21 protein-coding genes are annotated in these 21,840 nt (G+C 37.4%); 2 read left to right on the forward strand and 19 right to left on the reverse strand.

Annotated elements, in window-relative coordinates; all coding sequences use genetic code 11:
- Positions 1–115: 115 nt before the first annotated feature.
- From MHH59_RS21565 to gpr, 17 genes are all read right to left on the reverse strand, one after another.
- Positions 116–1,075: a PhoH family protein gene (locus MHH59_RS21565; RefSeq protein ID WP_340852306.1), complete on the reverse strand. Its 960-nt coding sequence runs from the start codon at positions 1,073–1,075 to the stop codon at positions 116–118.
- Between the two features lie 3 nt (positions 1,076–1,078).
- Complete coding sequence (yqfD, locus tag MHH59_RS21570) at positions 1,079–2,278, reverse strand: sporulation protein YqfD (RefSeq protein WP_002184946.1); 1,200 nt, start codon at positions 2,276–2,278, stop codon at positions 1,079–1,081.
- Positions 2,279–2,527: 249 nt separating this feature from the next.
- Positions 2,528–2,821 carry a sporulation protein YqfC gene (yqfC, locus tag MHH59_RS21575; protein ID WP_002067170.1) on the reverse strand — a complete coding sequence of 98 codons (294 nt, stop codon included), beginning with the start codon at positions 2,819–2,821 and terminating at the stop codon, positions 2,528–2,530.
- A 107-nt stretch (positions 2,822–2,928) separates the two neighbouring features.
- Entirely contained in the window at positions 2,929–3,372 is a 444-nt protein-coding gene (locus MHH59_RS21580) for a GatB/YqeY domain-containing protein (RefSeq protein ID WP_000054578.1), read from the reverse strand.
- 15 nt (positions 3,373–3,387) lie between these two features.
- On the reverse strand, positions 3,388–3,561 hold the full coding sequence (gene rpsU / locus MHH59_RS21585) for a 30S ribosomal protein S21 (protein ID WP_000048061.1): 174 nt from the start codon (positions 3,559–3,561) through the stop codon (positions 3,388–3,390).
- 465 nt (positions 3,562–4,026) lie between these two features.
- Entirely contained in the window at positions 4,027–5,379 is a 1,353-nt protein-coding gene (gene mtaB, locus MHH59_RS21590; RefSeq protein ID WP_078177912.1) for a tRNA (N(6)-L-threonylcarbamoyladenosine(37)-C(2))-methylthiotransferase MtaB, read from the reverse strand.
- 6 nt (positions 5,380–5,385) lie between these two features.
- Positions 5,386–6,135 carry a 16S rRNA (uracil(1498)-N(3))-methyltransferase gene (locus tag MHH59_RS21595; RefSeq protein WP_002015195.1) on the reverse strand — a complete coding sequence of 250 codons (750 nt, stop codon included), beginning with the start codon at positions 6,133–6,135 and terminating at the stop codon, positions 5,386–5,388.
- Positions 6,136–6,280: 145 nt separating this feature from the next.
- Positions 6,281–7,219: a 50S ribosomal protein L11 methyltransferase gene (prmA, locus tag MHH59_RS21600; RefSeq protein WP_002129142.1), complete on the reverse strand. Its 939-nt coding sequence runs from the start codon at positions 7,217–7,219 to the stop codon at positions 6,281–6,283.
- A gap of 28 nt (positions 7,220–7,247) precedes the next feature.
- Positions 7,248–8,351 carry a chaperone protein DnaJ gene (gene dnaJ / locus MHH59_RS21605; RefSeq protein ID WP_002129144.1) on the reverse strand — a complete coding sequence of 368 codons (1,104 nt, stop codon included), beginning with the start codon at positions 8,349–8,351 and terminating at the stop codon, positions 7,248–7,250.
- Between the two features lie 202 nt (positions 8,352–8,553).
- Complete coding sequence (dnaK, locus tag MHH59_RS21610) at positions 8,554–10,389, reverse strand: chaperone protein DnaK (protein WP_002015198.1); 1,836 nt, start codon at positions 10,387–10,389, stop codon at positions 8,554–8,556.
- 26 nt (positions 10,390–10,415) lie between these two features.
- Positions 10,416–10,982, reverse strand: a complete 567-nt coding sequence (grpE, locus tag MHH59_RS21615) for a nucleotide exchange factor GrpE (RefSeq protein ID WP_000392715.1) — start codon at positions 10,980–10,982, stop codon at positions 10,416–10,418.
- Between the two features lie 114 nt (positions 10,983–11,096).
- The gene (hrcA, locus tag MHH59_RS21620; protein ID WP_002015201.1) at positions 11,097–12,113 is read right to left on the reverse strand and encodes a heat-inducible transcriptional repressor HrcA; all 1,017 of its coding nucleotides are present in this window, start codon (positions 12,111–12,113) and stop codon (positions 11,097–11,099) included.
- Positions 12,114–12,246: 133 nt separating this feature from the next.
- Complete coding sequence (gene hemW / locus MHH59_RS21625) at positions 12,247–13,386, reverse strand: radical SAM family heme chaperone HemW (RefSeq protein ID WP_002015202.1); 1,140 nt, start codon at positions 13,384–13,386, stop codon at positions 12,247–12,249.
- Positions 13,387–13,437: 51 nt separating this feature from the next.
- Positions 13,438–13,812, reverse strand: coding sequence for a winged helix-turn-helix transcriptional regulator (locus tag MHH59_RS21630; protein WP_002015203.1), 375 nt, complete (start codon positions 13,810–13,812; stop codon positions 13,438–13,440).
- Positions 13,813–14,001: 189 nt separating this feature from the next.
- Positions 14,002–15,825, reverse strand: coding sequence for an elongation factor 4 (lepA, locus tag MHH59_RS21635; RefSeq protein WP_002015204.1), 1,824 nt, complete (start codon positions 15,823–15,825; stop codon positions 14,002–14,004).
- Positions 15,826–16,033: 208 nt separating this feature from the next.
- Positions 16,034–16,396 (reverse strand): DUF3679 domain-containing protein, encoded by a 363-nt coding sequence (locus MHH59_RS21640; RefSeq protein ID WP_063607626.1) that lies wholly within the window; start codon positions 16,394–16,396, stop codon positions 16,034–16,036.
- Positions 16,396–17,499, reverse strand: coding sequence for a GPR endopeptidase (gene gpr / locus MHH59_RS21645; protein WP_002088693.1), 1,104 nt, complete (start codon positions 17,497–17,499; stop codon positions 16,396–16,398). Before gpr ends, MHH59_RS21640 begins: the two co-directional genes overlap by 1 nt.
- Before the next feature lie 180 nt (positions 17,500–17,679).
- Between gpr and rpsT the strand changes: the two genes are divergently transcribed.
- Positions 17,680–17,937 (forward strand): 30S ribosomal protein S20, encoded by a 258-nt coding sequence (rpsT, locus tag MHH59_RS21650; RefSeq protein ID WP_002088694.1) that lies wholly within the window; start codon positions 17,680–17,682, stop codon positions 17,935–17,937.
- A gap of 48 nt (positions 17,938–17,985) precedes the next feature.
- Here rpsT and holA read toward each other — a convergent pair whose 3' ends face one another.
- On the reverse strand, positions 17,986–18,996 hold the full coding sequence (gene holA / locus MHH59_RS21655; RefSeq protein WP_002034073.1) for a DNA polymerase III subunit delta: 1,011 nt from the start codon (positions 18,994–18,996) through the stop codon (positions 17,986–17,988).
- 348 nt (positions 18,997–19,344) lie between these two features.
- Here holA and MHH59_RS21660 point away from each other — a divergent pair, with 348 nt between their 5' ends.
- Positions 19,345–19,479 (forward strand): YqzM family protein, encoded by a 135-nt coding sequence (locus MHH59_RS21660; RefSeq protein WP_000997609.1) that lies wholly within the window; start codon positions 19,345–19,347, stop codon positions 19,477–19,479.
- Positions 19,480–19,510: 31 nt separating this feature from the next.
- Here the strand turns inward: MHH59_RS21660 and MHH59_RS21665 are convergent, their stop codons facing one another.
- Positions 19,511–21,832, reverse strand: a complete 2,322-nt coding sequence (locus MHH59_RS21665; RefSeq protein ID WP_340852308.1) for a DNA internalization-related competence protein ComEC/Rec2 — start codon at positions 21,830–21,832, stop codon at positions 19,511–19,513.
- Positions 21,833–21,840 lie beyond the last annotated feature (8 nt).

Below are 21,840 nucleotides of genomic sequence, written 5' to 3' on the forward strand. Positions count from 1 at the left end.
ACAACATTTTTATCCACTATCACCTATAGTTTATTTCCCTCGTCTTTAATGATAGTAAAAAATATGTCATTCGCCAACCTTATCATACAAAAAGAAATGATCCTGACAAATAGGATCATTCCATTTTATCATATGCCTCAATAATACGTTGCACTAATGGGTGTCTCACAACGTCTGTTTGTTCCAGTGTTATGAACGAAAGACCTGATACACCAGATAAAATATTAGCAGCAATAGAAAGACCTGACTTTACCCCTTTTGGCAAGTCTAGCTGTGAGGGATCCCCCGTAATAACCATTTTAGAACTAAAACCTAATCGTGTTAAAAACATTTTTATTTGAACACCAGTTGTATTTTGCGCCTCATCTAATATAACAAATGAATCATCAAGAGTACGCCCTCTCATATAAGCAAGAGGTGCAATTTCAATTACACCACGTTCCATCATACGTTGTGTATATTCTTGTCCAAGAATATCATGTAACGCATCATATAGTGGACGTAAATACGGATCTACTTTTTCTTTCAAATCACCTGGTAAAAACCCTAAGCTCTCTCCAGCTTCTACAGCAGGTCTTGTTAAAATAATTTTCTTTACATACCCTTGCTTTAAAGCTCTCACAGCCATTACTACGGCTAAGTATGTTTTTCCTGTCCCAGCAGGTCCTATCCCAAATACAATATCATTCTTTTTCATTGCATGAATATATCGTCTTTGCCCCATCGTTTTCACACGAATGGATTTACCTTTTGCCGTTTTAAAAATTTCCTCTTCATATAATTCTTCGAATTGAGCAATTTTCCCTTGTTGCCCAAGCTGAATCGCATACGCAACATCTCTTTCCAAAATTGATACACCTTTACGGATAACAACAAGTAACTGTTGTAAGATTTTTTCTACGAGCACCACAGTTTCATCTGCCCCAGATACACGAACAGATTCTCCTCTAGTCACAATCGATACACTAAGTTCTCGTTCAATTACTTTTAAATGAGCATCATTTACCCCAAAAAGAGCGATTGCTTCGTTGGGATTTTCCAATTGTTGGTTCATTTCTACTAATTGTTCTGCCATTACTCAGTCTCCTTGAATATCGGATTCAGATATTGGTTGTGGCTCTGCAATATTTTCAATCACTGTATAATGTAATGTGACCTTTAGGTGATCCGCCTCAACCTCTTTACTCAAAATGTTATCACTTACAATCATAGCATGTTCATCCAATTTTTTCTTCAGTTCTTTTTCTGCCATCTCTTTCGCTACTTTCATTGCTTGTTTTTCGGTATATTCTCGGTTCGCTTCTTCCTCTTCTCGTACAATATCTTTCTCGTATGCAATTGGTAATGTAAATCCAAATAATTTCACATCATGTTTTACACTTTCAGTACGAGAGCGCTTATACTTATCCTTTAGAAATCCCCATATTTTTATTTTAGTACTCCCAAATTTAAGGAAATGTTCATTGTATGAATTACCAGTATACACTTGAAATTGTGTCTTTAACGGAACATCCACCTCAGATTTATACCACGTTTCTCCATATACAATCCCTTTAGCCGAAACAACTGTCGGATTCTCCTCATTACCATACATCCCGGATACGAGAAGTTGCCCCTTTTCTACATGGTCATTTTTCATGACAACCGGCTTCCCAACTTCCACAAATGTTTTTGTAATAATCCCTTCTTTTTTTGCTACTAAGTTTTGTGGCTGTTGTTCACTTTCTTTTTTCGGTTCATTTTTTTCAACAATCTTAAAATGATATGTTGTCCCTCTTATTTCTAATCCCGCCCAAGTAATCGCATTAATATTGTCTGTCAAATGACGTTGAACATCTTCTACACTCGGCATTTGGAATTGTAATTTACCTTTTTTTATACCCATTTTGTCCAATTCTTTCATCAATATATATTCCGTTTCAGGTTTTGCTCCTGTAATTTCAATTTTCCACACCATATTTGACAATGCGATCATTCCGAAAAAAAATATTAAAAACCCAATTAAAAATCCACTATTTTTAATTACACGCTTATTCCAAAAAGGAAAACCGTAACGTCCAATAAAATATAATTTACATTCATTTTTTCTATAAATTGGTTTTATCTTTTTCACATCTCGTAATAACATACAAAAAACTAACGTTTCATCAGCTATCTTCTTTACATCCCAAACGAGTAATTTCTTCCGCACACACTCGTTAACAAAGCGTTCCGCTCCTCTACCTTCAATTCGCACCTTTACATACCCAAGCCATTTTATAAACCATTTATTTTTCATCGACTATCTCCACTACCTTTCTAAAAGTAGATACACTACTTTTCAATTCGATTATCAAACTAGCTCGTACTAAAATTTTAATTAGCAGATTCCTTGATCCTCACTAATAATTAACCTTCACGAGCCAATTTTTTACGTGGAACTCAATTCCCACCTATCCTCTTTGTACGAACCGAATATTGAGGCCAGAACGTTACCGCCTGTTAATACAAGGTAACGAAGAAAAACTCCACAAACGGAAGTTTCTCCTCACTCCTCTTTCTTTTCATTTTCTAAAAACGTCACTTGTTCAATAATCCCTTCAAGCAACAGTTCTTCTGGAAGGATTGTTTTAATAACAAAGGATTGACCTTTAATTAATAATTGACCATGTTTCAATAGCAATCTTACCTCTTTATCTGAAAACACTAATAATCCTCGATGATTTTCTATATAGATATGTACTTGCCCAACAAGCGTGATCCGAGGTAGATCCATTAACACATCCACTGGCAGGTCTATTTGCTTCGTTAACCAATTCTTCATTTGTTCTATTTTTTTCATCTCAAAAGACCCCCTCTCATCCCATATGTATGAAAAAAGAGCTTGTAATATCACGTCCAAACTGAAAAAAGCATAAAAAAACGTCTCATACGAAATGAGACGCTTTTTTATGCTAATAGCTGGATAACCAGCTTATTCACAAGTGATCCGTCTGTTTTACCTTTTACTTTCGGCATAACAGCAGTCATCACTTTACCCATATCTGCTTTAGATGTAGCACCAACTTCAGAAATAACTTGCTTAATTATATCCGCTAGTTCTTCTTCCGTTAATTGCTCCGGCAAATATGCGCTTAAAATCTGAATTTCACTTTGCAGTTTATCAACAAGGTCTTCACGACCAGCTTTTTTAAATTCAAGGAGGGAGTCCTTATACTGTTTTACTTCACGAGCTAAAACTGTTAATTCCTCTTCTTCAGTAAGAGTATGTTGCAGTTTAATACCTTCATTTTGTAAAGCAGCCTTAACCATACGAATAACGGTTAATTTTTCTTTTTGTTTATTCTTCATCGCTTGTTTCATATCATCGTTTAAACGACCGAGAAGACTCATAACTTACACCCTCTCTTAGAACTTACGCTTTCTTGCCGCTTCAGATTTCTTCTTACGTTTTACACTTGGCTTTTCATAAAACTCGCGCTTTCTTGCTTCAGCAAGTGTACCAGTTTTAGAAACCGATCTTTTAAAACGGCGAAGTGCATCCTCCAAAGACTCGTTTTTACGAACGACTGTTTTTGACATTCTCTTTCCCTCCCTCCGAAACATCACACTTACATACTAATTTCAGCATGCAAAAAGAAACCCTTCTTCAGCATGTCTTTTACGATTATAATACATTTTATCACTTCAGGTCAACTATTTGGCAGAATAAAAGAAGAATAGATGCCCTTACCTGTTCAAAAGCTATGTAGATAGCTATTATCCTTTTCCCCTGAAGACAACTATATTTTTTATCATTACACCTTTTTTAATACAAGAAAGCATTAAATAACTACTCATTCAACGTACCTGCCTTTTCAGTACTTAACTTCTCCCCAAAAAAAAAGAAAGCATGCAAATTATTTCCGTTTGCATGCTTTTTATCCCGCTATTTGCCAGGACAGTAAGACCCCCACCTCAAAATTCAGCGAAAGCAAAAAACTTAGGTGGGGTCAGGCTGATAATCAGCGTGAATGAACAAAATCCCCCACTGATTAAAGTTTCATTTTATGCGCTTGCTGATTCTTTTTTTACATCATCTTCAAGAACACGAACAAACTGCGCTTCGTTATATGGATAACCAGCTTTTGTAATTTTCACTTTTACTAGCTTACCAATCAATTCTTCAGATCCTTCAAACACAATTTTTAAGTAGTTATCTGTATAACCTACATATAAACCTTCACGGTCACCATCTTTAAATGTCTCTTCCGGAATGATTTCAAGTACTTCACCTTCAAATCTAGAAGCATACTCTTTCGCTAATTGATTTGATAGCTCAATTAGACGGTGAACACGATCGTTCTTCACGTCTTCAGGAACTTGATCTTCCATACGTGCTGCTGGAGTACCTGTACGTTTCGAATAAGGGAAAACGTGTAATTCAGAGAAACGATTCTCTTTAATGAAATTGTACGTTTCCATGAATTCCTCTTCTGTTTCGCCTGGAAATCCAACAATTACGTCTGATGTAATCGCAAGACCTGGTAACGCTTCTTTCAAACGATCTAAACGCTCTTGGAAAAATTCCATCGTATACTTACGGCGCATACGTTTCAATACAGTATTAGATCCTGACTGTAATGGAATATGCAAATGACGTACAACTACTTCTGATTTATCTAACACTTCAATTACTTCATCAGAAATTTGACTCGCCTCAATAGAAGAAATACGAAGGCGTTTCAATCCGCCTACTTCCGCTTCCATATCGCGCAGTAATCCAGCTAAGTTATACTCTTTTATATCTTCACCGTACCCACCTGTATGAATACCTGTTAATACGATTTCTTTATAGCCCGCATCTACTAATTGCTGCGCTTGTTTAATAACTTCTTTTCCATCACGAGAACGCATTAAACCACGCGCCCAAGGAATGATGCAAAATGTACAGAAGTTATTACAACCTTCTTGTATTTTTAAAGATGCACGTGTACGGTCCGTGAAATATGGTACATCGAGCTCTTCATATACACGTGCTTTCATAATATTGCGGACAGCATTAATTGGTTGACGCTCTTTACGGAATTCTTCGATGTATCCTAACATCTTCTCACGATCTTGCGTACCAACAACAATATCTACACCTGGAATCGCCATAATTTCCGCTGGAGATGTTTGTGCATAACATCCCGTTACACAAATTACCGCATCTGGATTTTGACGTACAGCACGTCTAATTACTTGACGGCTTTTTTTATCTCCAGTATTCGTTACTGTACATGTGTTAATAACGTATACATCAGATTTTTTTTCATATTCAGTTCTTTCATAACCACCTTGTTTAAACAATTGCCAAATCGCTTCTGTTTCATAGTGGTTTACTTTACAACCTAACGTGTGGAACGCAACAGTTGCCATTGATTATCACCCCATCAATTCAAAATGATAAGAAGCGGCACTTAACGCATAAAGCGGAGCCGTTTCTGTTCTTAAAATTCTTGGTCCTAAACTACATGGTACAAATTTATGTTCACGAAGTGCGGTTATCTCTTCCTCCGCTAAACCGCCTTCTGGTCCAAATACAATCAGCAGCTTTTGGCCTGGTTTAATTGTCGCTAAAGCTTTCGCAAAATTAGATTTCTCACCTTGTTTCGCTTCTTCCTCATACGCAACAAGACAAACATCATACTCGCTACTCATCGACAGCAGTTGTTTAAATGATGAGGGAACGTGTACTTCTGGAATTTCACTTCTATGCGATTGTTCCGCAGCTTCTTTTACAATTTTTTTCAAACGCTCAACTTTTTTATCTGCTTTTTTCGCATCCCACTTTACAATAGATCGAGATGCTTGAAATGGTAAAAATGCAGCTGCCCCAAGCTCAGTTCCTTTTTGAAAAATTAACTCTAGCTTGTCTCCTTTCGGCAGTCCACTTGCAATCGTCACGAACACAGGAAGTTCGCTTGACGCCTCTACCCATTCTACAATAGTGGTATCCACAAATTCACTGGTAATTTCAGCAATTGAACACTCTGCTGTTTTACCATTTACACAGCAATAAATGTGGTCACCAGCTGACATACGCATCACTCTTGCGATATGATGGACATCATCACCCATTATGCGAATACTTGTCTCATTTACATATTTCTCTTCTACAAAATAACGTTGCATATAATCACCTTAGTAGAGTTTCGTTCCTTTCGTAAGTCAACACTTACGAAAAGAACGAAACGTTATCATTTTCATATAACAAACGGTAAGTCCCTCACCTTATACGGTGAGAGACTCCCCTGTTCTTTATAGACTAAAATCTATATTACGCATTTCGTGCAATAATTGCTACCCAATCTTCCATTCGAAGTACTTCTTCAATTGAAAATCCAGCTGTTTCTAACGCTTCAGAAATTACTTTTTCTTTCGCCCCAATAATACCAGATGTAATAAATAATCCACCTGGCTTCACAACTCTCGCTGCATCTTCAGGGAATAGAAGAATGATTTCCGCTAGTAAATTTGCTACGATTAAATCAACCGGACCTTCAATACCTTCTAATAGACTATTCTGTCCAACATTGACAATGTCATCTGTTTTATTTAAGCGCACATTCATTTCTGCACTTTCAACTGCAACTGGGTCTAAATCATACGCTTGAACAGAAGCCGCACCTAATTTTGCCGCAGCAATACTAAGTACCCCCGAACCTGTCCCCACATCAATCACAGTATCACCTGGGTGAACCGTTTTTTCTAACGCACGAATACACATCGTCGTTGTTGGATGTGTCCCTGTACCAAACGCCATACCTGGATCTAATTCAATAATTTTTTCATCTGGAGAAGACGGTGTATACTCTTCCCACGTCGGCACAATTGTGAATGTATCAGAAATTTGAACTGGATGATAATACTTCTTCCAAGCAGTAGCCCAATCTTCCTCATCGACTTCATTAATTGTAATAGTTCCTTTACCAATTTCGATGTCGAAAGATGGTAGTGCATCAATAGATGATTTTACACCTGCAACCGTTTCGTTTAAAGAATCCGTTTGTGGGAAATATGCTTTTACCAAAACACCCTCACTTGGATATTCATCTGGGTTAAGTGCATAAATCTCACCGTATTGTTGCTTGCGCTCTTTCGTCAACTCCGCTGGGTCCTCAATCGCAACCCCGCTAGCGCCTGCTTCATGCAAAATATGAGAGACAGCTTCTACTGCTTCTTCTGTTGTATGAATACTAATTTCTGACCATTTCACAATTTACCAACTCCATTTTTTATTTCCATTATTCCCCTTTGAAAGCACGTTTAAGCTTTCTGAATAAGCTATCATCCTGCTCTTCTTGCCCTGCAAATTCACGCAATAAATCTTTTTGATGTGAAGTTAATTTCGTCGGCACAACAACACGAACGACTACATATTGATCTCCTTGACCATATCCACGTACGTTCGGAGCACCTTTTCCTTTTAAGCGGAATTCTGTTCCTGTTTGTGTTCCAGCTGGAATTTTCAGCTTCACTTTGCCATGAACGGTAGGAACTTCTACTTCCGCACCAAGTGCCATTTGCGCAAATGTTATTGGCATTTCGCAAATAATGTGATCCCCTTCGCGTTCAAAGAATTCATGATTTCTCACATGAACAACAACATATAAGTCACCTGCCGGTCCGCCATTTACGCCTGCTTCACCTTTTCCAGATACACGAATTTGTTGACCATTATCGATACCCGCTGGAATTTTAACATTGATTTTTTTACGTTTACGAACTTTACCAGAACCATGGCATGTCGTACATTTCTCTTTAATCATTTGACCTGTTCCTGAACAATGTCCACAAGCTTGACGGTTTACAATACGCCCAAATGGTGTATTTTGTTCTACACTTACTTGCCCTGATCCTGAACAATGTTTACATGTTTCTTTTGAAGTCCCTGGTTTTGCTCCACTACCCTTACAAGTATCACATGGATCCTCCACTGGAATCTCAACGTTTAATTCTTTACCAAAAATAGCTTCTTCAAACTCTAAAGTAACTTGATATTGTAAATCAGCACCTTGACGTGGAGCATTTGGATCACGACGTCTGCCGCCACCGCCAAAGAATGAACTAAAGATATCTTCGAAACCGAAGCCACCGCCGAAGTCTCCTCCGCCACCGAAACCTTGATTCGGACCAGCGTGACCAAATTGATCATACTGCGCACGCTTTTGATCATCGCTCAATACTTCGTATGCCTCTTGTACTTCTTTAAACTTTTCAATTGCATTTTCTTCTTTACTTACGTCTGGATGATATTTTTTAGCCAAACGACGATACGCTTTTTTAATTTCATCTTTTGAAGCGCCCTGGCTAAGTCCAAGGACCTCATAATAGTCTCGTTTATTCATAAATTTGCAACCCCCGAATCTTTCACATAAACGTAATTTTAACACCGAAAGAAAGTGCTTTGCAACAAAGTTTCCTCACTTACAGTATGCAAAATAAAAAACTTAAGATCCTCACACATTTCTTCTTATTCGTGAAAAAAGCCAAAGCCAAGGCACGCTTGACTTTGACTTTTTGTCATCTTACTTATTTTATTTCACTGTATTACTTGTCTTCTTTTACTTCTTCAAACTCAGCGTCTACTACATTATCTTTTTTCGCGCCAGCGTCTTGTGCTCCTTGTGCACCTTCTGCTTGCCCTGCAGCCGCTTGAGCTTGCTCGTATAATTTAACAGTTAATTGTTGTACGATTTCTTGAAGAGCATCTTTTTTCACACGGATTTCTTCAAGTTCGTTTTTCTCGATTGCCGCTTGTAATGCTTCTTTCGCTTCCGTTGCTTTCGCTACTTCAGCTGCATCTACTTTACCTTCTAAATCTTTTACAACTTTGTCTGTTTGGAATACAAGTTGGTCAGCTTCGTTACGAAGTTCAACTTCTTCCTTACGTTTTTGGTCAGCATCAGCATTTGATTCAGCTTCTTGTACCATACGATCTACTTCTTCATCAGAAAGACCTGAAGAAGATTGGATTGTAATAGTTTGCTCTTTGCTTGTTCCTAAGTCTTTTGCACGTACGTTAACGATACCGTTCGCATCAATATCGAATGTTACTTCGATTTGTGGAATTCCACGTGGTGCTGGCGGAAGGTCTGTTAATTGGAAACGACCTAACGTTTTGTTGTCAGCTGACATTGGACGCTCACCTTGTAGTACGTGAATGTCTACCGCTGGTTGGTTATCAGCAGCTGTTGAGAATACTTGTGACTTACTTGTCGGAATTGTAGTGTTACGCTCGATTAGTTTCGTGAACACACCGCCCATAGTTTCGATACCTAAAGAGAGTGGAGTTACGTCTAATAATAGAACGCCCTCTACATCACCAGTAAGTACGCCACCTTGAACTGCAGCACCTAATGCTACAACTTCATCTGGGTTTACACCTTTGTATGGCTCTTTACCAGTTTCACGTTTAATTGCTTCTTGTACAGCTGGGATACGAGTAGATCCACCAACAAGGATAACTTTATCTAATTCGCTTGGAGCAAAACCAGCGTCTTTTAATGCACGACGAGTTGGCTCTAATGTTCTTTCAACAAGACCAGCTGAAATTTCTTCGAATTTAGCTCTTGTTAACGTTAATTCTAAGTGTAATGGGCCAGCAGCTCCAGCACTAATGAATGGTAATGAAATTTGTGTTTGTGTTACACCAGAAAGATCTTTCTTCGCTTTTTCAGCTGCATCTTTCAGACGTTGAAGTGCCATTTTATCTTGGCTTAAATCAATGCTATTTTCTTTTTTGAATTCAGCTACTAAATGATCGATGATAACTTGGTCAAAGTCATCTCCACCAAGACGGTTGTCACCAGCAGTTGAAATAACTTCGAATGTGCCGTCTGCTAACTCAAGGATAGATACATCAAATGTACCGCCACCTAAGTCATATACTAAGATTTTTTGCTCTTCATCTTGTTTTTCTAAACCGTAAGCAAGTGCTGCGGCTGTTGGTTCGTTAATGATACGCTCAACTTCTAAACCAGCGATACGACCAGCATCTTTCGTTGCTTGACGCTCTGCATCGTTGAAGTATGCAGGTACTGTAATAACAGCTTTCGTTACTGTTTCACCTAAGTATGCTTCAGCAGAAGCTTTTAAGTTTTGTAAAATGATTGCAGAAATTTCTTGAGGTGTAAAATCTTTACCTTCAACTTCTACTTTGTAGTCTGTACCCATATGACGTTTAACAGACATGATTGTATTTGGGTTTGTAATTGCTTGACGCTTCGCAACTTCCCCAACTTGACGCTCTTCATTTTTGAAAGCTACAACAGAAGGTGTTGTACGGTTTCCTTCTGGATTTGGGATAACCTTTGGTTCTCCACCTTCCATAACAGCTACACAAGAGTTTGTTGTACCTAAGTCAATACCGATAATTTTACTCATGGCGAATCCTCCTACTTTTATGTAAATTATTGATTTACTTTTACCATTGATGGGCGAATCACACGGTCTTTTAGTTTATAACCTTTTTGGAATTCTTCAACTACCGCGTTTGATTCAAATTCACTGTCTTCCACTTGCATAATAGCTTGGTGTTCATTCGGATCAAACTGTTTACCAACAGCTTCAATCGCTTCAACACCTTCTTTAGTCAACGCTTCTAGCAATTGACGATGCACCATTTCCATACCTTGTAACAAGGATTTCGTTTGCTCGTCAGTCGCTTCCACTTGCATCGCTCTTTCAAAATTATCAAGAGCTGGCAAAATATCTGAAACTAGACTTTGTGCTCTATATTTATCAGCAGCCTGTTTATCCATTTGGACACGGCGCTTATAATTTTCAAAATCAGCTTGTAGACGTAATGTGCGACCTTCCGTTTCCGTTAGTTTCGCTTGTAACTCATCTACTTTTTCTTGTAAAAGAGCAGCCTCACTTTTTTCTTCTACAGTTTTTTCACTGTTTTCTGGCGTGACAGCTTCTTCAACTTGCGCTTCTTTCACTTCTTCTACCACTTGTTCGTTACGCTCTTCCACAATTTTCACCTCCTTAAAAGGTATTAGGTATCATGCTTAGCATGATTACCTAAGCATTATATATTACACACAGCAATGAAAATTTCATCACTTGAGCGAATGTATTACTCTCATTTACTTTTTAAGTCCGTCTGTAAATTGTCTTGTAAATAACTGCAGTAAACTAATTACACGAGAGTATTGCATTCTCGTCGGACCTAAAATTGCAATTGTTCCAAGTTGCTCTTCTCCAATCGAATACGTTGCAGAAATCAAACTGCAATCCTCCATTGCCGTAGAAGAATTTTCTCTACCAATTTTCACTTGAATTCCGACTTGTTTATGACGCAAAATGTCATAAAACGCAGCCTCATTATCAATCATCGTCAGCAAAGATCTTACTTTGTGAATGTCATGGAACTCTGGTTGCGAAAGCATATTTGCTTTTCCTCCAAAGTATATCTTTTCCGATAAAGGGACTTGAAATGTACCATCTAACATTTTTATTGCACTATCGTAATTATGAACATACCCACGCAAGACTGTAACAATCTCTTTAAAGATTTTATTATGAAGTTCTGCCATAGGTATACCAGATAGCTTTTCATTTAAAATATTAACCATTTTTTCTAAATCTGATAAATCAACAGATTCCGGAACGGTAATCGTTTTACTTTGCACATGCCCTGTATCTGTTACAATAATAGCGACTGCTGTTTGACGATCAAGCGGTACAATTTGTACATTTTTAAGTTTATTTGTGCTCAATTTGGGACCAAGAACAATGGCCGTATAATTCGTAAGCTCTGATAAAATTTGAGCTGATTGTTGTGCAATTTTTTCTGCTTCAAAAATTCTTTCAGCAAATAAATCTTTAATTTGTACAATTTCATCGGTCGGTAAGTTTTGCGGCGCTAAAAGATGGTCTACATAAAATCGGTATCCTTTTTCAGAAGGAACACGCCCAGAAGAACTATGCGTTTTTTCAATAAATCCTAATTCTTCTAAATCAGCCATTTCATTTCGAATAGTAGCTGAACTAAACGTAATTTCATCTTTCTTAGCCAACGTCCTCGAACCAACTGGTTGCGCTGATCCAATAAAGTCATCAACAATTGTTTGTAAAATTAAGAGCTGACGTTCCGTAAGCATCTCATCATCACCTCTGTTAGCACTCTTTGTCTTCGAGTGCTAAATCTATTAATAACTTACCAAAATTGACATTCAATTGTCAACGGAAACGTCACGAAATAACAAAAATTTTTCACGCTTATGGCACATTTAATTAATCAATCAAAAATGACTGGAATACTTCATTCCCTAATAGTTTCCCTTTCCTCGTTAAACAAACATGTCCATCTCTGTTTTCAAGTAATCCTTGTTCTTGATTACTTTGTAACTGCTTTGCAAAAACATGGTCCATCTCCACATTAAATTTCTTTTGGAATTCTAACTTAGAAACACCTTTTGTTTTTCGAAGTCCTAAGAACAACTCTTCTTCCATTTTTTCTTTCTCTGTCACTGGATGAACATCTAAATATGGAAATCCTGTCTCATCAATTTTAGTGAAATATTGCTTGAGCGGACCTACATTTTGAATTCGTTCCCCGTTCACATAGCTATGCGCTCCAGCTCCAAATCCATAATACTCTTCATTATTCCAGTATGTGAGATTATGTCTACTTTCATTATTACCTTTTGAGAAGTTACTAATCTCATACTGGTTATAACCATGTTTCTCCATTTCATCCATTACCATTTCGTACATTTTCGCTTCATGGTCTTCACCTGGAAGTCTTAATTTCCCTTTATTCATTAAGTTATAAAATACGGTTTTCGGTTCCACAATTAAGGAATATGCCGAGAAATGTTGTACACCAAGCGTAAAGGCAATGTCTAATGTTTCCTTTACATCTTCTATCGTCTGTCCTGGCAGAGCATAAATTAAATCTACATTAATATTTGTAAAACCAACTTCCTGCGCTTCTCGAATTGCTACGAATGCATCTTCTCTCGTATGCCTGCGTCCAATCTTCTCAAGTAGCTCATCACGAAACGTTTGCACACCAAAACTAATTCGGTTTACTCCACCTTCTAGCAATACGTTCAACTTCTCTTTCGGTAAATCACCTGGATTCGCTTCAAATGTTAATTCACAATTCGGCGCAAATGGACGCAAACGACGGTTAATGATGTCGAGTAGTTTTTTTGTTTGCTCCATATTTAAAGCTGTCGGAGTTCCTCCGCCAACAAAAATCGTTTTCATACTTTCAAACGGTACTTTTTGAACCGTATTTATTATTTCTTTCTCTAAATATTGTAAGTATTGATCAACCGGTTGGCGTTCAATAAATACTTTATTAAAATCACAATAGTGACAAATATGCTGACAAAATGGAATATGAATATATGCAGCTTGTACCAAATATAACTCCTACCTTTCTAAAAAGAAAACCTCCGCACTCCGGAGGATTCTTTACTTCTCTACTGTATTACGGATTTGTTCCATTCGCATTTTTCCCCAATCATACATCATTTCAACGATCGGTAAAAGCGACATACCTAATTCCGTCATATAGTACTCAACACGCGGAGGAATTTCCGGGTATACCGTTCGATCAACAATCCCGTCCTCCATTAACTCTTTCAATTGATTTGACAACACTTTATGAGAAATGCTCGGGAACAGACGTTGCAATTCACTAAAACGATGCGGACCTTCCACACCTAAGTGCCACAATATCACAACTTTCCACTTCCCACTAATTATAGAAAGCGTCAGTTCCTTTTCGCAATTAAAATTACCTTTTTGTATTTTCTCTCGAATATCTTTTCGAATATTTTCGGACATTAATAGTCTCCTAACTCTATATCAATCACTAAAAAGCTCTCTCACTATTGTAAATGAGAGATGCTAAGATGTCTAAAAAGTAGCATATAAAAAAGAAGCCGAACGAACGGCTTCTACTTTTATCACGATTGGTGCGGGCTAATAATTAGCGAAGAATAGAAAAATCCCCACTAATTATAGTTCACTCCATTAGTTATCATCCATTTTCAGTACAGCCATGAATGCTTCTTGCGGCACTTCTACAGAACCAACAGACTTCATACGTTTTTTACCTTCTTTTTGCTTATCAAGAAGTTTACGCTTACGAGAAATGTCACCACCGTAACATTTTGCAAGTACGTTTTTACGCATCGCCTTAATTGTAGAACGAGATACAACTTTATTTCCGATAGTCGCCTGAATTGGCACTTCAAACTGTTGTCTTGGAATTAATTTCTTTAATTTCTCTACAATTACTTTACCACGGTCATACGCTGAATCACGATGTACAATAAATGATAAAGCATCCACTTGTTCATTATTTAAAAGAATATCCATTTTCACAAGTTTAGATGGTTTATAACCAATTAACTCGTAGTCAAATGATGCATATCCTTTCGTATTTGATTTCAATTGATCGAAGAAATCATATACGATTTCTGATAACGGGATTTCATATGTCAATGTAACACGTGTTTCATCTAAATATTGCATATCAATAAACGTTCCACGTTTCCCTTGGCAAATTTCCATTACAGCTCCAACATAGTCATTCGGAACCATAATTGCAGCCTTCACAAACGGCTCTTCTACACGATCGATAGTCTGTGGATCTGGCATATTAGATGGATTATCAACAATAAAATCTTCACCGTTTGTTAAATACACTTTATAAATAACACTTGGCGCTGTTGTAATTAAGTCAATCTTGAATTCACGTTCAATACGTTCTTGAATAATCTCCATGTGAAGAAGCCCTAAGAAACCACAACGGAAACCAAAACCTAAAGCTTGAGATGTTTCAGGCTCAAATTCAAGAGCAGAATCATTCAATTCTAGTTTTTCTAACGCATCACGTAAGTCGTTATAACGTGCAGAATCGATTGGATATAAACCACAGAATACCATTGGGTTTAATTTTCGATACCCTTTTAACGGCTCTGCAGCCGGACGTTTCGCATGTGTGATCGTATCACCTACGCGTGTATCACCTACATTTTTAATAGATGCTGCCAAGAAACCTACATCACCTACTGTTAACTCGTCACGTTGCGTCGTTTTCGGTGTAAACACACCTACTTCTGTTACTTCAAATTCTTTTCCAGTTGCCATCATACGTACTTTATCGCCAACTTTTACCGTTCCATTTACAACACGGATATATGCAATTACACCACGGTACGGATCATATAAAGAATCGAAAATCATACATTGTAACGGCTCTTCTGAATCACCTGTTGGAGCTGGTACCTTTTCAACGATTTGTTCTAAAATTTCTTCAATACCAATGCCAGCTTTCGCTGAAGCAAGTACAGCTTCCGATGCATCTAAACCAATTACATCTTCTACCTCTTGACGTACGCGTTCTGGGTCTGCACTTGGTAAGTCGATTTTATTAATAACTGGTAAAATTTCTAAATTATTATCAAGCGCTAAATATACGTTCGCTAATGTTTGCGCCTCAATTCCTTGCGCTGCATCCACTACAAGAATTGCACCTTCACAAGCCGCTAAACTACGAGATACTTCGTACGTAAAGTCGACGTGTCCTGGAGTATCGATTAAGTGAAGAATATACTCTTCACCGTCTTTCGCTTTATACGTTAGTTGTACTGCATTTAATTTAATTGTAATACCACGCTCACGCTCCAACTCCATAGAGTCAAGCAATTGCGCCTTCATTTCGCGCTGTGCCAACGCGTTTGTTTTCTCCAAAATACGGTCTGCCAACGTTGATTTCCCGTGGTCAATGTGAGCAATGATGGAGAAGTTACGAATTTTGGACTGTCTTTTTGCTCTTTCTTCTTTATTCATCTATGTTCTCAACTCCTAATAGTCTCGCCAATATACACTAGCACTGATTATATCAATAGAGCAGCAAAGATTCAATGAAAACTCGTGCTGCTTACAATACAAATCACTCTATCTATATCTTATGCGAACAAACCATAAGAGACAAACCTTTTTCAAATTAAAAGACAGCTCTCTTACAAACATAAGACAACCATCCTTCCCGCTACCCTTAACTAAAAATTCCTTTTATTGCCCCAACAACTATATCCGTTCCAAACTTTGTCATATCACGAGCAACACTTGCTATCGCCATACCGATACCTTCTACAACATTAAAACTTCTTAAGCTTTCTAACTGTTTTTGTTTTTCAATAGCCGAAAACGTCTCTCCCGAAATTTCCGATTCAGCCCCAGCGCCTTCTGTTCCTGTCATATGAGCAATTTGTTCATATGACAGCTGACGATATCCCTTCATACTTTTTAGACCATGATTAGCGAGTCCCACTCCAGCTATCATCATAAGCAAACATAAGACTGTACCGCATATACATAACAGCGTAAATTGACTCAAGCTATTTCTGCCTCTTTCCATCAATGTGTATATGCCCCTGTATTATCCTGATCAATCTGATGATGCAGCGCTGCATTTAAACCACTGGCTATTACATTTGCCATATCCTCAATAAACGCATCTACTTCTTTTGGAGTTACCATTAAATTATGACCAAGAGGAGATAACACTTCATAAATTAACTTTCTCTTTTCTTCTTCTTCTAACGTACCAATAGCTCCTAAAAACATATTTCGACTCTTTTCATCTGGCATATCTTCTTCTGTTAATTTTTTCTTTTCTCCAAATGTAAAACCTGCTGGCAATAAAGAGCGTGACGGTTTGTTTCCTTCTTTCAGTTCCCGGCCAAAATGTTTCAAAATAAAATCAATTGTATCACTCGTAATCGAAACAGCATCTACCACAGTTGGCACACCAATTGCAATAACAGGAATACCTAATGTTTCTTTACTTAGTTCCTTACGCTTATTCCCAACACCAGATCCTGGATGAATTCCTGTATCAGAAATTTGTATCGTACTATTTACTCGTTCAATAGAACGCGCAGCTAATGCATCAATTGCGATGACAAAGTCTGGTTTTGTCTTCTCAATAATTCCGTAAATGACATCGCTCGTTTCAATCCCTGTAATTCCCATTACCCCTGGACGAATGGCACTAACAGGTCTAAACCCCTCTTCCACACTTTCAGGCTGCAATTTAAACAAATGTCTCGTCACCAATACGTTCTCTACAACTATCGGTCCGAGTGCATCCGGCGTTACATTCCAATTCCCAAGACCTACGATTAAACAACTCGCTTCTTTTGAAACTCCAACCTCTTCTAAGAAATAAGAAAATTCTTTTGCAAAAATACGCTCTACCTTTTGCTGAAGTTCCGTATCTTGTTGTCGTATACCTTGCACCTCAAGAGTTAAATAACTTCCAGGTTTTTTCCCCATCGACTCAGATGCAATTTCATCAATAGTTACTTTTGTAATTGTAACTCCCTCTTCTTCCCTCTCTTTTACAATAACTCCCTGTATCCCTTTTTGTTCTTCTTGGCGCTCTTGTAGCATTTGGTGCGCCTCTACAGCAAGGTCAGTTCTAACACTATATTTACTTAAATCTAATGGTTCTTTCATCGTATCTCCTCCGTAATTCATAGTAAATATCGTTAGATTTCCCCAAGTTATATTAGGTCATTCTTTCCTTTACGTGAAATTTCATTGATATACTATTGCAATTCTCTTCACCGTTTGATAAAATATCACTTGTTCTATGTAAGAATCGAGTCATTCGATTGCACCAGGGAGGTGAAAAGTATGGCAAACATCAAATCTGCTATCAAACGCGCTAAACTTAGCGAAGAGCGTCGTTCACATAACGCTTCTATCAAGTCTGACATGCGTACTGCTGTTAAAACTGTAGAAACTTTAGTTACTAATAACGATCTTGAAAATGCTAAAGAAGCTTTCAAAACTGCTTCTAAAAAACTTGACAAAGCAGCTCGTAAAGGTCTTATCCACCAAAACGCTGCAGCTCGTCAAAAATCTCGCTTAGCGAAACAAGTAAACGCGTAAGGCGTTTAAAAAAGTTCACGTACTAAGTACGTGAACTTTTTTGTGTCACTACATATGATTTAACCGCATTAAGAAAAACTCAAGCACAAGTTTCTTATCCATCTTTCCAGTCTTCATACTATAATCAGCTTCCGCCAATTCTATAATAACTTTTTTTAATTCTTCAAAAGAGAAAAACTTCGTTTGATTCATCGCCAACTTTACCCGGTACGGATGTACACCAATATGGGACGCGATTTGATTTTGTCCGTAACCACGCTGTTGCAACTCTTTCACTTGATGCAGCAAGCGGAACTGACTTACTAATAAAGCGAGCAGTTTAATCGGTTCTTCCTGCTGTGTAAATAATCCGTCTAAAATTTGCATCGCACCAGCGATATCTTTTTTCACCACTTTTTCTGTTAAAGCAAACACGTTTTGCTCAACAGATTTCGGCACAAGTTCCGTGACAAGTTTTGGCGTAATTTCTCCGCCCATACCGACGTATAACGTTAACTTGTCCATTTCCTTCGCCAACATTGTTACATTACTTCCCACAAGCTCTAACAATAAACTAACAGCTGCATTATCAATATGCACATGCACCTCATCCGCACGAGAAACAATCCACTTCTGAACATCCTGCACTTGCATCGCATTTGCTTCTATTACATCCGCTGTTTTCTTTAATAGTTTTGTAATTTTTTTTCGTTCGTCTAATTTTTCATAAGGCGCAACAAAAACAAGAATAGAAAAAGGAGATGGCTCCCCAATATATTCTTCTAAAATTTTTATATTTTGTTCTAATTTTTCTTTTTGTGCCGTTAAAAATAGTGGTGATTTTATTAATATAACTTTACGCTCTCCAAAAAAAGGAAGCGTATGCGCATCCTCAACTACATCTTCTAAATACGCTTCTTCCAAATCGTATGTCACAACATTAAACTCTCGATCTTCCTCTTCAAGCGCTTCCGTTGTAATAAGCTTTATCGTTTCATTTATAAAATAAGCTTCCGTTCCATACAGTACATACAACGGAGCGAACTGTTTCTTTTTAATCTTCTTATGTATATCACTCATATTTTTTCCTACTCCCTAACTTAGCAATATATATTTATACTAATGCCCTAGCTTTTGTTTTACAAGTACAAAGGGACGGTCTTTATAACCCGCCCCTTTATTTATATAAAACGCCACGCAATAAGCCCCGGATTTCTTATTGGTGTGCGGTAATCACCTTCCCTTTATTATTTACAATAATAATCTTAGTATAAGTGCCAACTGTTAACATGATTGGAAATGAAAAATTCACGCTACTTAACTAACTAGAAAAAGTATACAAATACTCTATTTCACTTCATATGGAAATTGTAGATTTTTTTCTGACAATATTTTATACTAAAATGGAATGTTGGGGAGGGATTCTAAATGAATGATTTTGAACAAAACGTTCAAAGTAAACGCAATGACGCTATTGATTCAGGGGTAGGATTTATCGTCTCATTTGGTTTTTTCGCAACACTTTTCATTATTGCAACTGTTATTAAATTCATCGGTTCTTAAAGGCTGCTGCTTAACGGCAGTCTTCTTTTTTTCATCTTCTATGTGTTTCATCATATGTGATTTTACTTTGAAAGGTTCCTTTTTCTCCATTAAAAACATAGGAAATAGCACCTTGCTTATCCGTACGCCATATATCAATACCCATCTTCTTAAAACGCTCTATAACTTCCTTATGCGGGTGCCCATACCTATTACGCTCCCCCACAGAAATAATCGCTACAGCAGGCTGTACAAGGCTTAAAAATGGATCTGTAGACGATGTTTTACTCCCATGGTGGGCAACTTTTAAAATATTAGCCCGCAAATCAGGATATGTTGATACTATAAACTTTTCTCCTTCTTCTTCTAGATCACCCGTAAATAGCCATGTTAGTCCCCCTAGTCTGGCCCATAGTACAATCGAAGAGTCATTTTCTCCCTTTTCTTTCCCCTTTGGAGCTAATACGAAAAATTCCGCTTCATTTACCCTCCAACCTTCCCCTTCTCCTACTACACTTATCTTCATGCTCTTTTCTAACGCCTTTTTCTTCACCACTTTTTCCAATACAGCATCTTGTTCCTTTCTCCCAAATACAACTTCTTTTACAATAATAGATGACAGCAAATCCAGCGCAGCACCTATATGATCCGCATCTCCGTGCGTTACAATTAATTTATCAATCGTTTTTATACCTTCTTTTTGTAAAAAAGGAACAAGAATATCATGCCCAACAGAAAATTCATGCTTTTTCTGTTGCCACGCTTCCTTCTTGACAGGAAGGGCTCCTCCTGTATCAATAAGATAAACCTCTTTATCGTATGGAAGACGAATTAATATCGCATCTCCCTGTCCAACATCAAGAAATGTAACACTCCCACTTTCGCGAAAATATGGATATACATAATGACAAGTACTAATAAAAAGAAACACACCCACAACTATGCACAAATTTTTTTTCGTTATTACCCTTTCCCAAATCACAAATATACTAACGATACTAAAACAATATATAGCCACAAGAAATAAAGTAGTTTGACCAAAAGTAAGTCGGATGAAAGGGAAACTTTCACAGTAACTTAGAAAATCATTAGAAATGGTTAAACATAGTGAAAGTACATATGCAATTCCTTTTGCGAAAAATGGAATAACCGGCATACATATAAGAATAATGATGCTACACGGCAATACAATAATGGATAGAAAAGGAACATATATAAGATTGAGGAAAATGCTATAAGGAGAAAAATAACCAAAATGATATAACAAGATGGGGGTACTAGCGAGCTGTGAAATTATAGAAATGTAAATAGAATTTCGAACTATCCCATTACTACGCCCTAATAATATCGGCGCAGATAGTAGTAAAGAAAAACTACCTACAAATGAGAATTGAAATCCAATGTTGAAAATAAGATACGGATCGTATATAAGCATACATATAGCTGTTATACTTAAGGCGTCTAGACTAGATAAGCGAACAGAGCACATGAAAGCTACCAATAATAAAACTCCTGTTATAGAAGCCCTCACAACAGATGGCGACGCCCCAGCTATGATCATATACAGAGGAATGCAAACTATAAGGCATACTGTTGCTGTCTCTTTCGTCACACCACTTCTTAGCAAAACAAAATACATTATAACCATTAATAGTACGATATGCGATCCTGAAATTGCTAACAAATGTATAAGACCAAATTGTTGATATTGCTCTTCTACTTCAAACGTCATTTGTTGTCGATCTCCAAATAATAATGCGTTCATAAATGCACCTGATTGTTCCGGGAACATTTCTGTAACTTTCGAGATTGTTTGTTGCCTGAGAAGGAAAATCCATTGCACGAGTGACAACGATGTTTTGTGACATTCAGAAATGTATGTCACATCAAATATAAAATGTATTTTTTGCTGATATAAATAATTACGATAATCAAAAACATGAAAATTCCGGGCAGTTTGTGGTTCTTTCACCTCCCCTTTAAATGTACACGATATACCTACATGTAATTGTTGCAACTGCTTCTTTTCCGAAGCAGATTGTATTTTATAATTTAACTGCACTAAGTTTTTATTCTGATCTTCAATTTGAAAAGAGAGACGATCCCCATTAATTAGAGGTGTATTTTGCACGACCCCTCGTGTAACTTCATAGGACTCCCCTAGCGGCTTATTTAGACTCTGAACATACGTGGTGTACATAACGCCACTAAAACACGCTATTATACAAAATATGAAGGTTTTACGCGAAGTACGATACAAACAAAATAAAACATAACAAACGAAACAACAAGCAGCCAACAAATGCGATGCGGAAAAGGTAATTGCAATCCCAATTATAAACGAGATTGCAACATAGCCCCATTGCCCATTCAACTCATACT

This window comes from Bacillus sp. FSL E2-0195, from assembly GCF_038003645.1.
In the GTDB taxonomy this organism is placed as follows: Bacteria; Bacillota; Bacilli; order Bacillales; family Bacillaceae_G; genus Bacillus_A; species Bacillus_A mycoides.

Bases quoted from the DNA above. Each gene is read 5' to 3' on its own strand.
- rpsT (WP_002088694.1), top strand. From the start codon at position 17,680: ATGGCAAACATCAAATCTGCTATCAAACGCGCTAAACTTAGCGAAGAG.
- MHH59_RS21565 (WP_340852306.1), bottom strand. From the start codon at position 1,075: ATGGCAGAACAATTAGTAGAAATGAACCAACAATTGGAAAATCCCAAC.
- hrcA (WP_002015201.1), bottom strand. From the start codon at position 12,113: ATGCTTACGGAACGTCAGCTCTTAATTTTACAAACAATTGTTGATGAC.
- gpr (WP_002088693.1), bottom strand. From the start codon at position 17,499: ATGAAAGAACCATTAGATTTAAGTAAATATAGTGTTAGAACTGACCTT.
- MHH59_RS21660 (WP_000997609.1), top strand. From the start codon at position 19,345: ATGAATGATTTTGAACAAAACGTTCAAAGTAAACGCAATGACGCTATT.
- dnaK (WP_002015198.1), bottom strand. From the start codon at position 10,389: ATGAGTAAAATTATCGGTATTGACTTAGGTACAACAAACTCTTGTGTA.
- yqfC (WP_002067170.1), bottom strand. From the start codon at position 2,821: ATGAAAAAAATAGAACAAATGAAGAATTGGTTAACGAAGCAAATAGAC.
- MHH59_RS21595 (WP_002015195.1), bottom strand. From the start codon at position 6,135: ATGCAACGTTATTTTGTAGAAGAGAAATATGTAAATGAGACAAGTATT.
- MHH59_RS21640 (WP_063607626.1), bottom strand. From the start codon at position 16,396: ATGGAAAGAGGCAGAAATAGCTTGAGTCAATTTACGCTGTTATGTATA.
- MHH59_RS21580 (WP_000054578.1), bottom strand. From the start codon at position 3,372: ATGAGTCTTCTCGGTCGTTTAAACGATGATATGAAACAAGCGATGAAG.
- lepA (WP_002015204.1), bottom strand. From the start codon at position 15,825: ATGAATAAAGAAGAAAGAGCAAAAAGACAGTCCAAAATTCGTAACTTC.
- MHH59_RS21630 (WP_002015203.1), bottom strand. From the start codon at position 13,812: ATGTCCGAAAATATTCGAAAAGATATTCGAGAGAAAATACAAAAAGGT.
- mtaB (WP_078177912.1), bottom strand. From the start codon at position 5,379: ATGGCAACTGTTGCGTTCCACACGTTAGGTTGTAAAGTAAACCACTAT.
- yqfD (WP_002184946.1), bottom strand. From the start codon at position 2,278: ATGAAAAATAAATGGTTTATAAAATGGCTTGGGTATGTAAAGGTGCGA.
- rpsU (WP_000048061.1), bottom strand. From the start codon at position 3,561: ATGTCAAAAACAGTCGTTCGTAAAAACGAGTCTTTGGAGGATGCACTT.
- dnaJ (WP_002129144.1), bottom strand. From the start codon at position 8,351: ATGAATAAACGAGACTATTATGAGGTCCTTGGACTTAGCCAGGGCGCT.
- holA (WP_002034073.1), bottom strand. From the start codon at position 18,996: ATGAGTGATATACATAAGAAGATTAAAAAGAAACAGTTCGCTCCGTTG.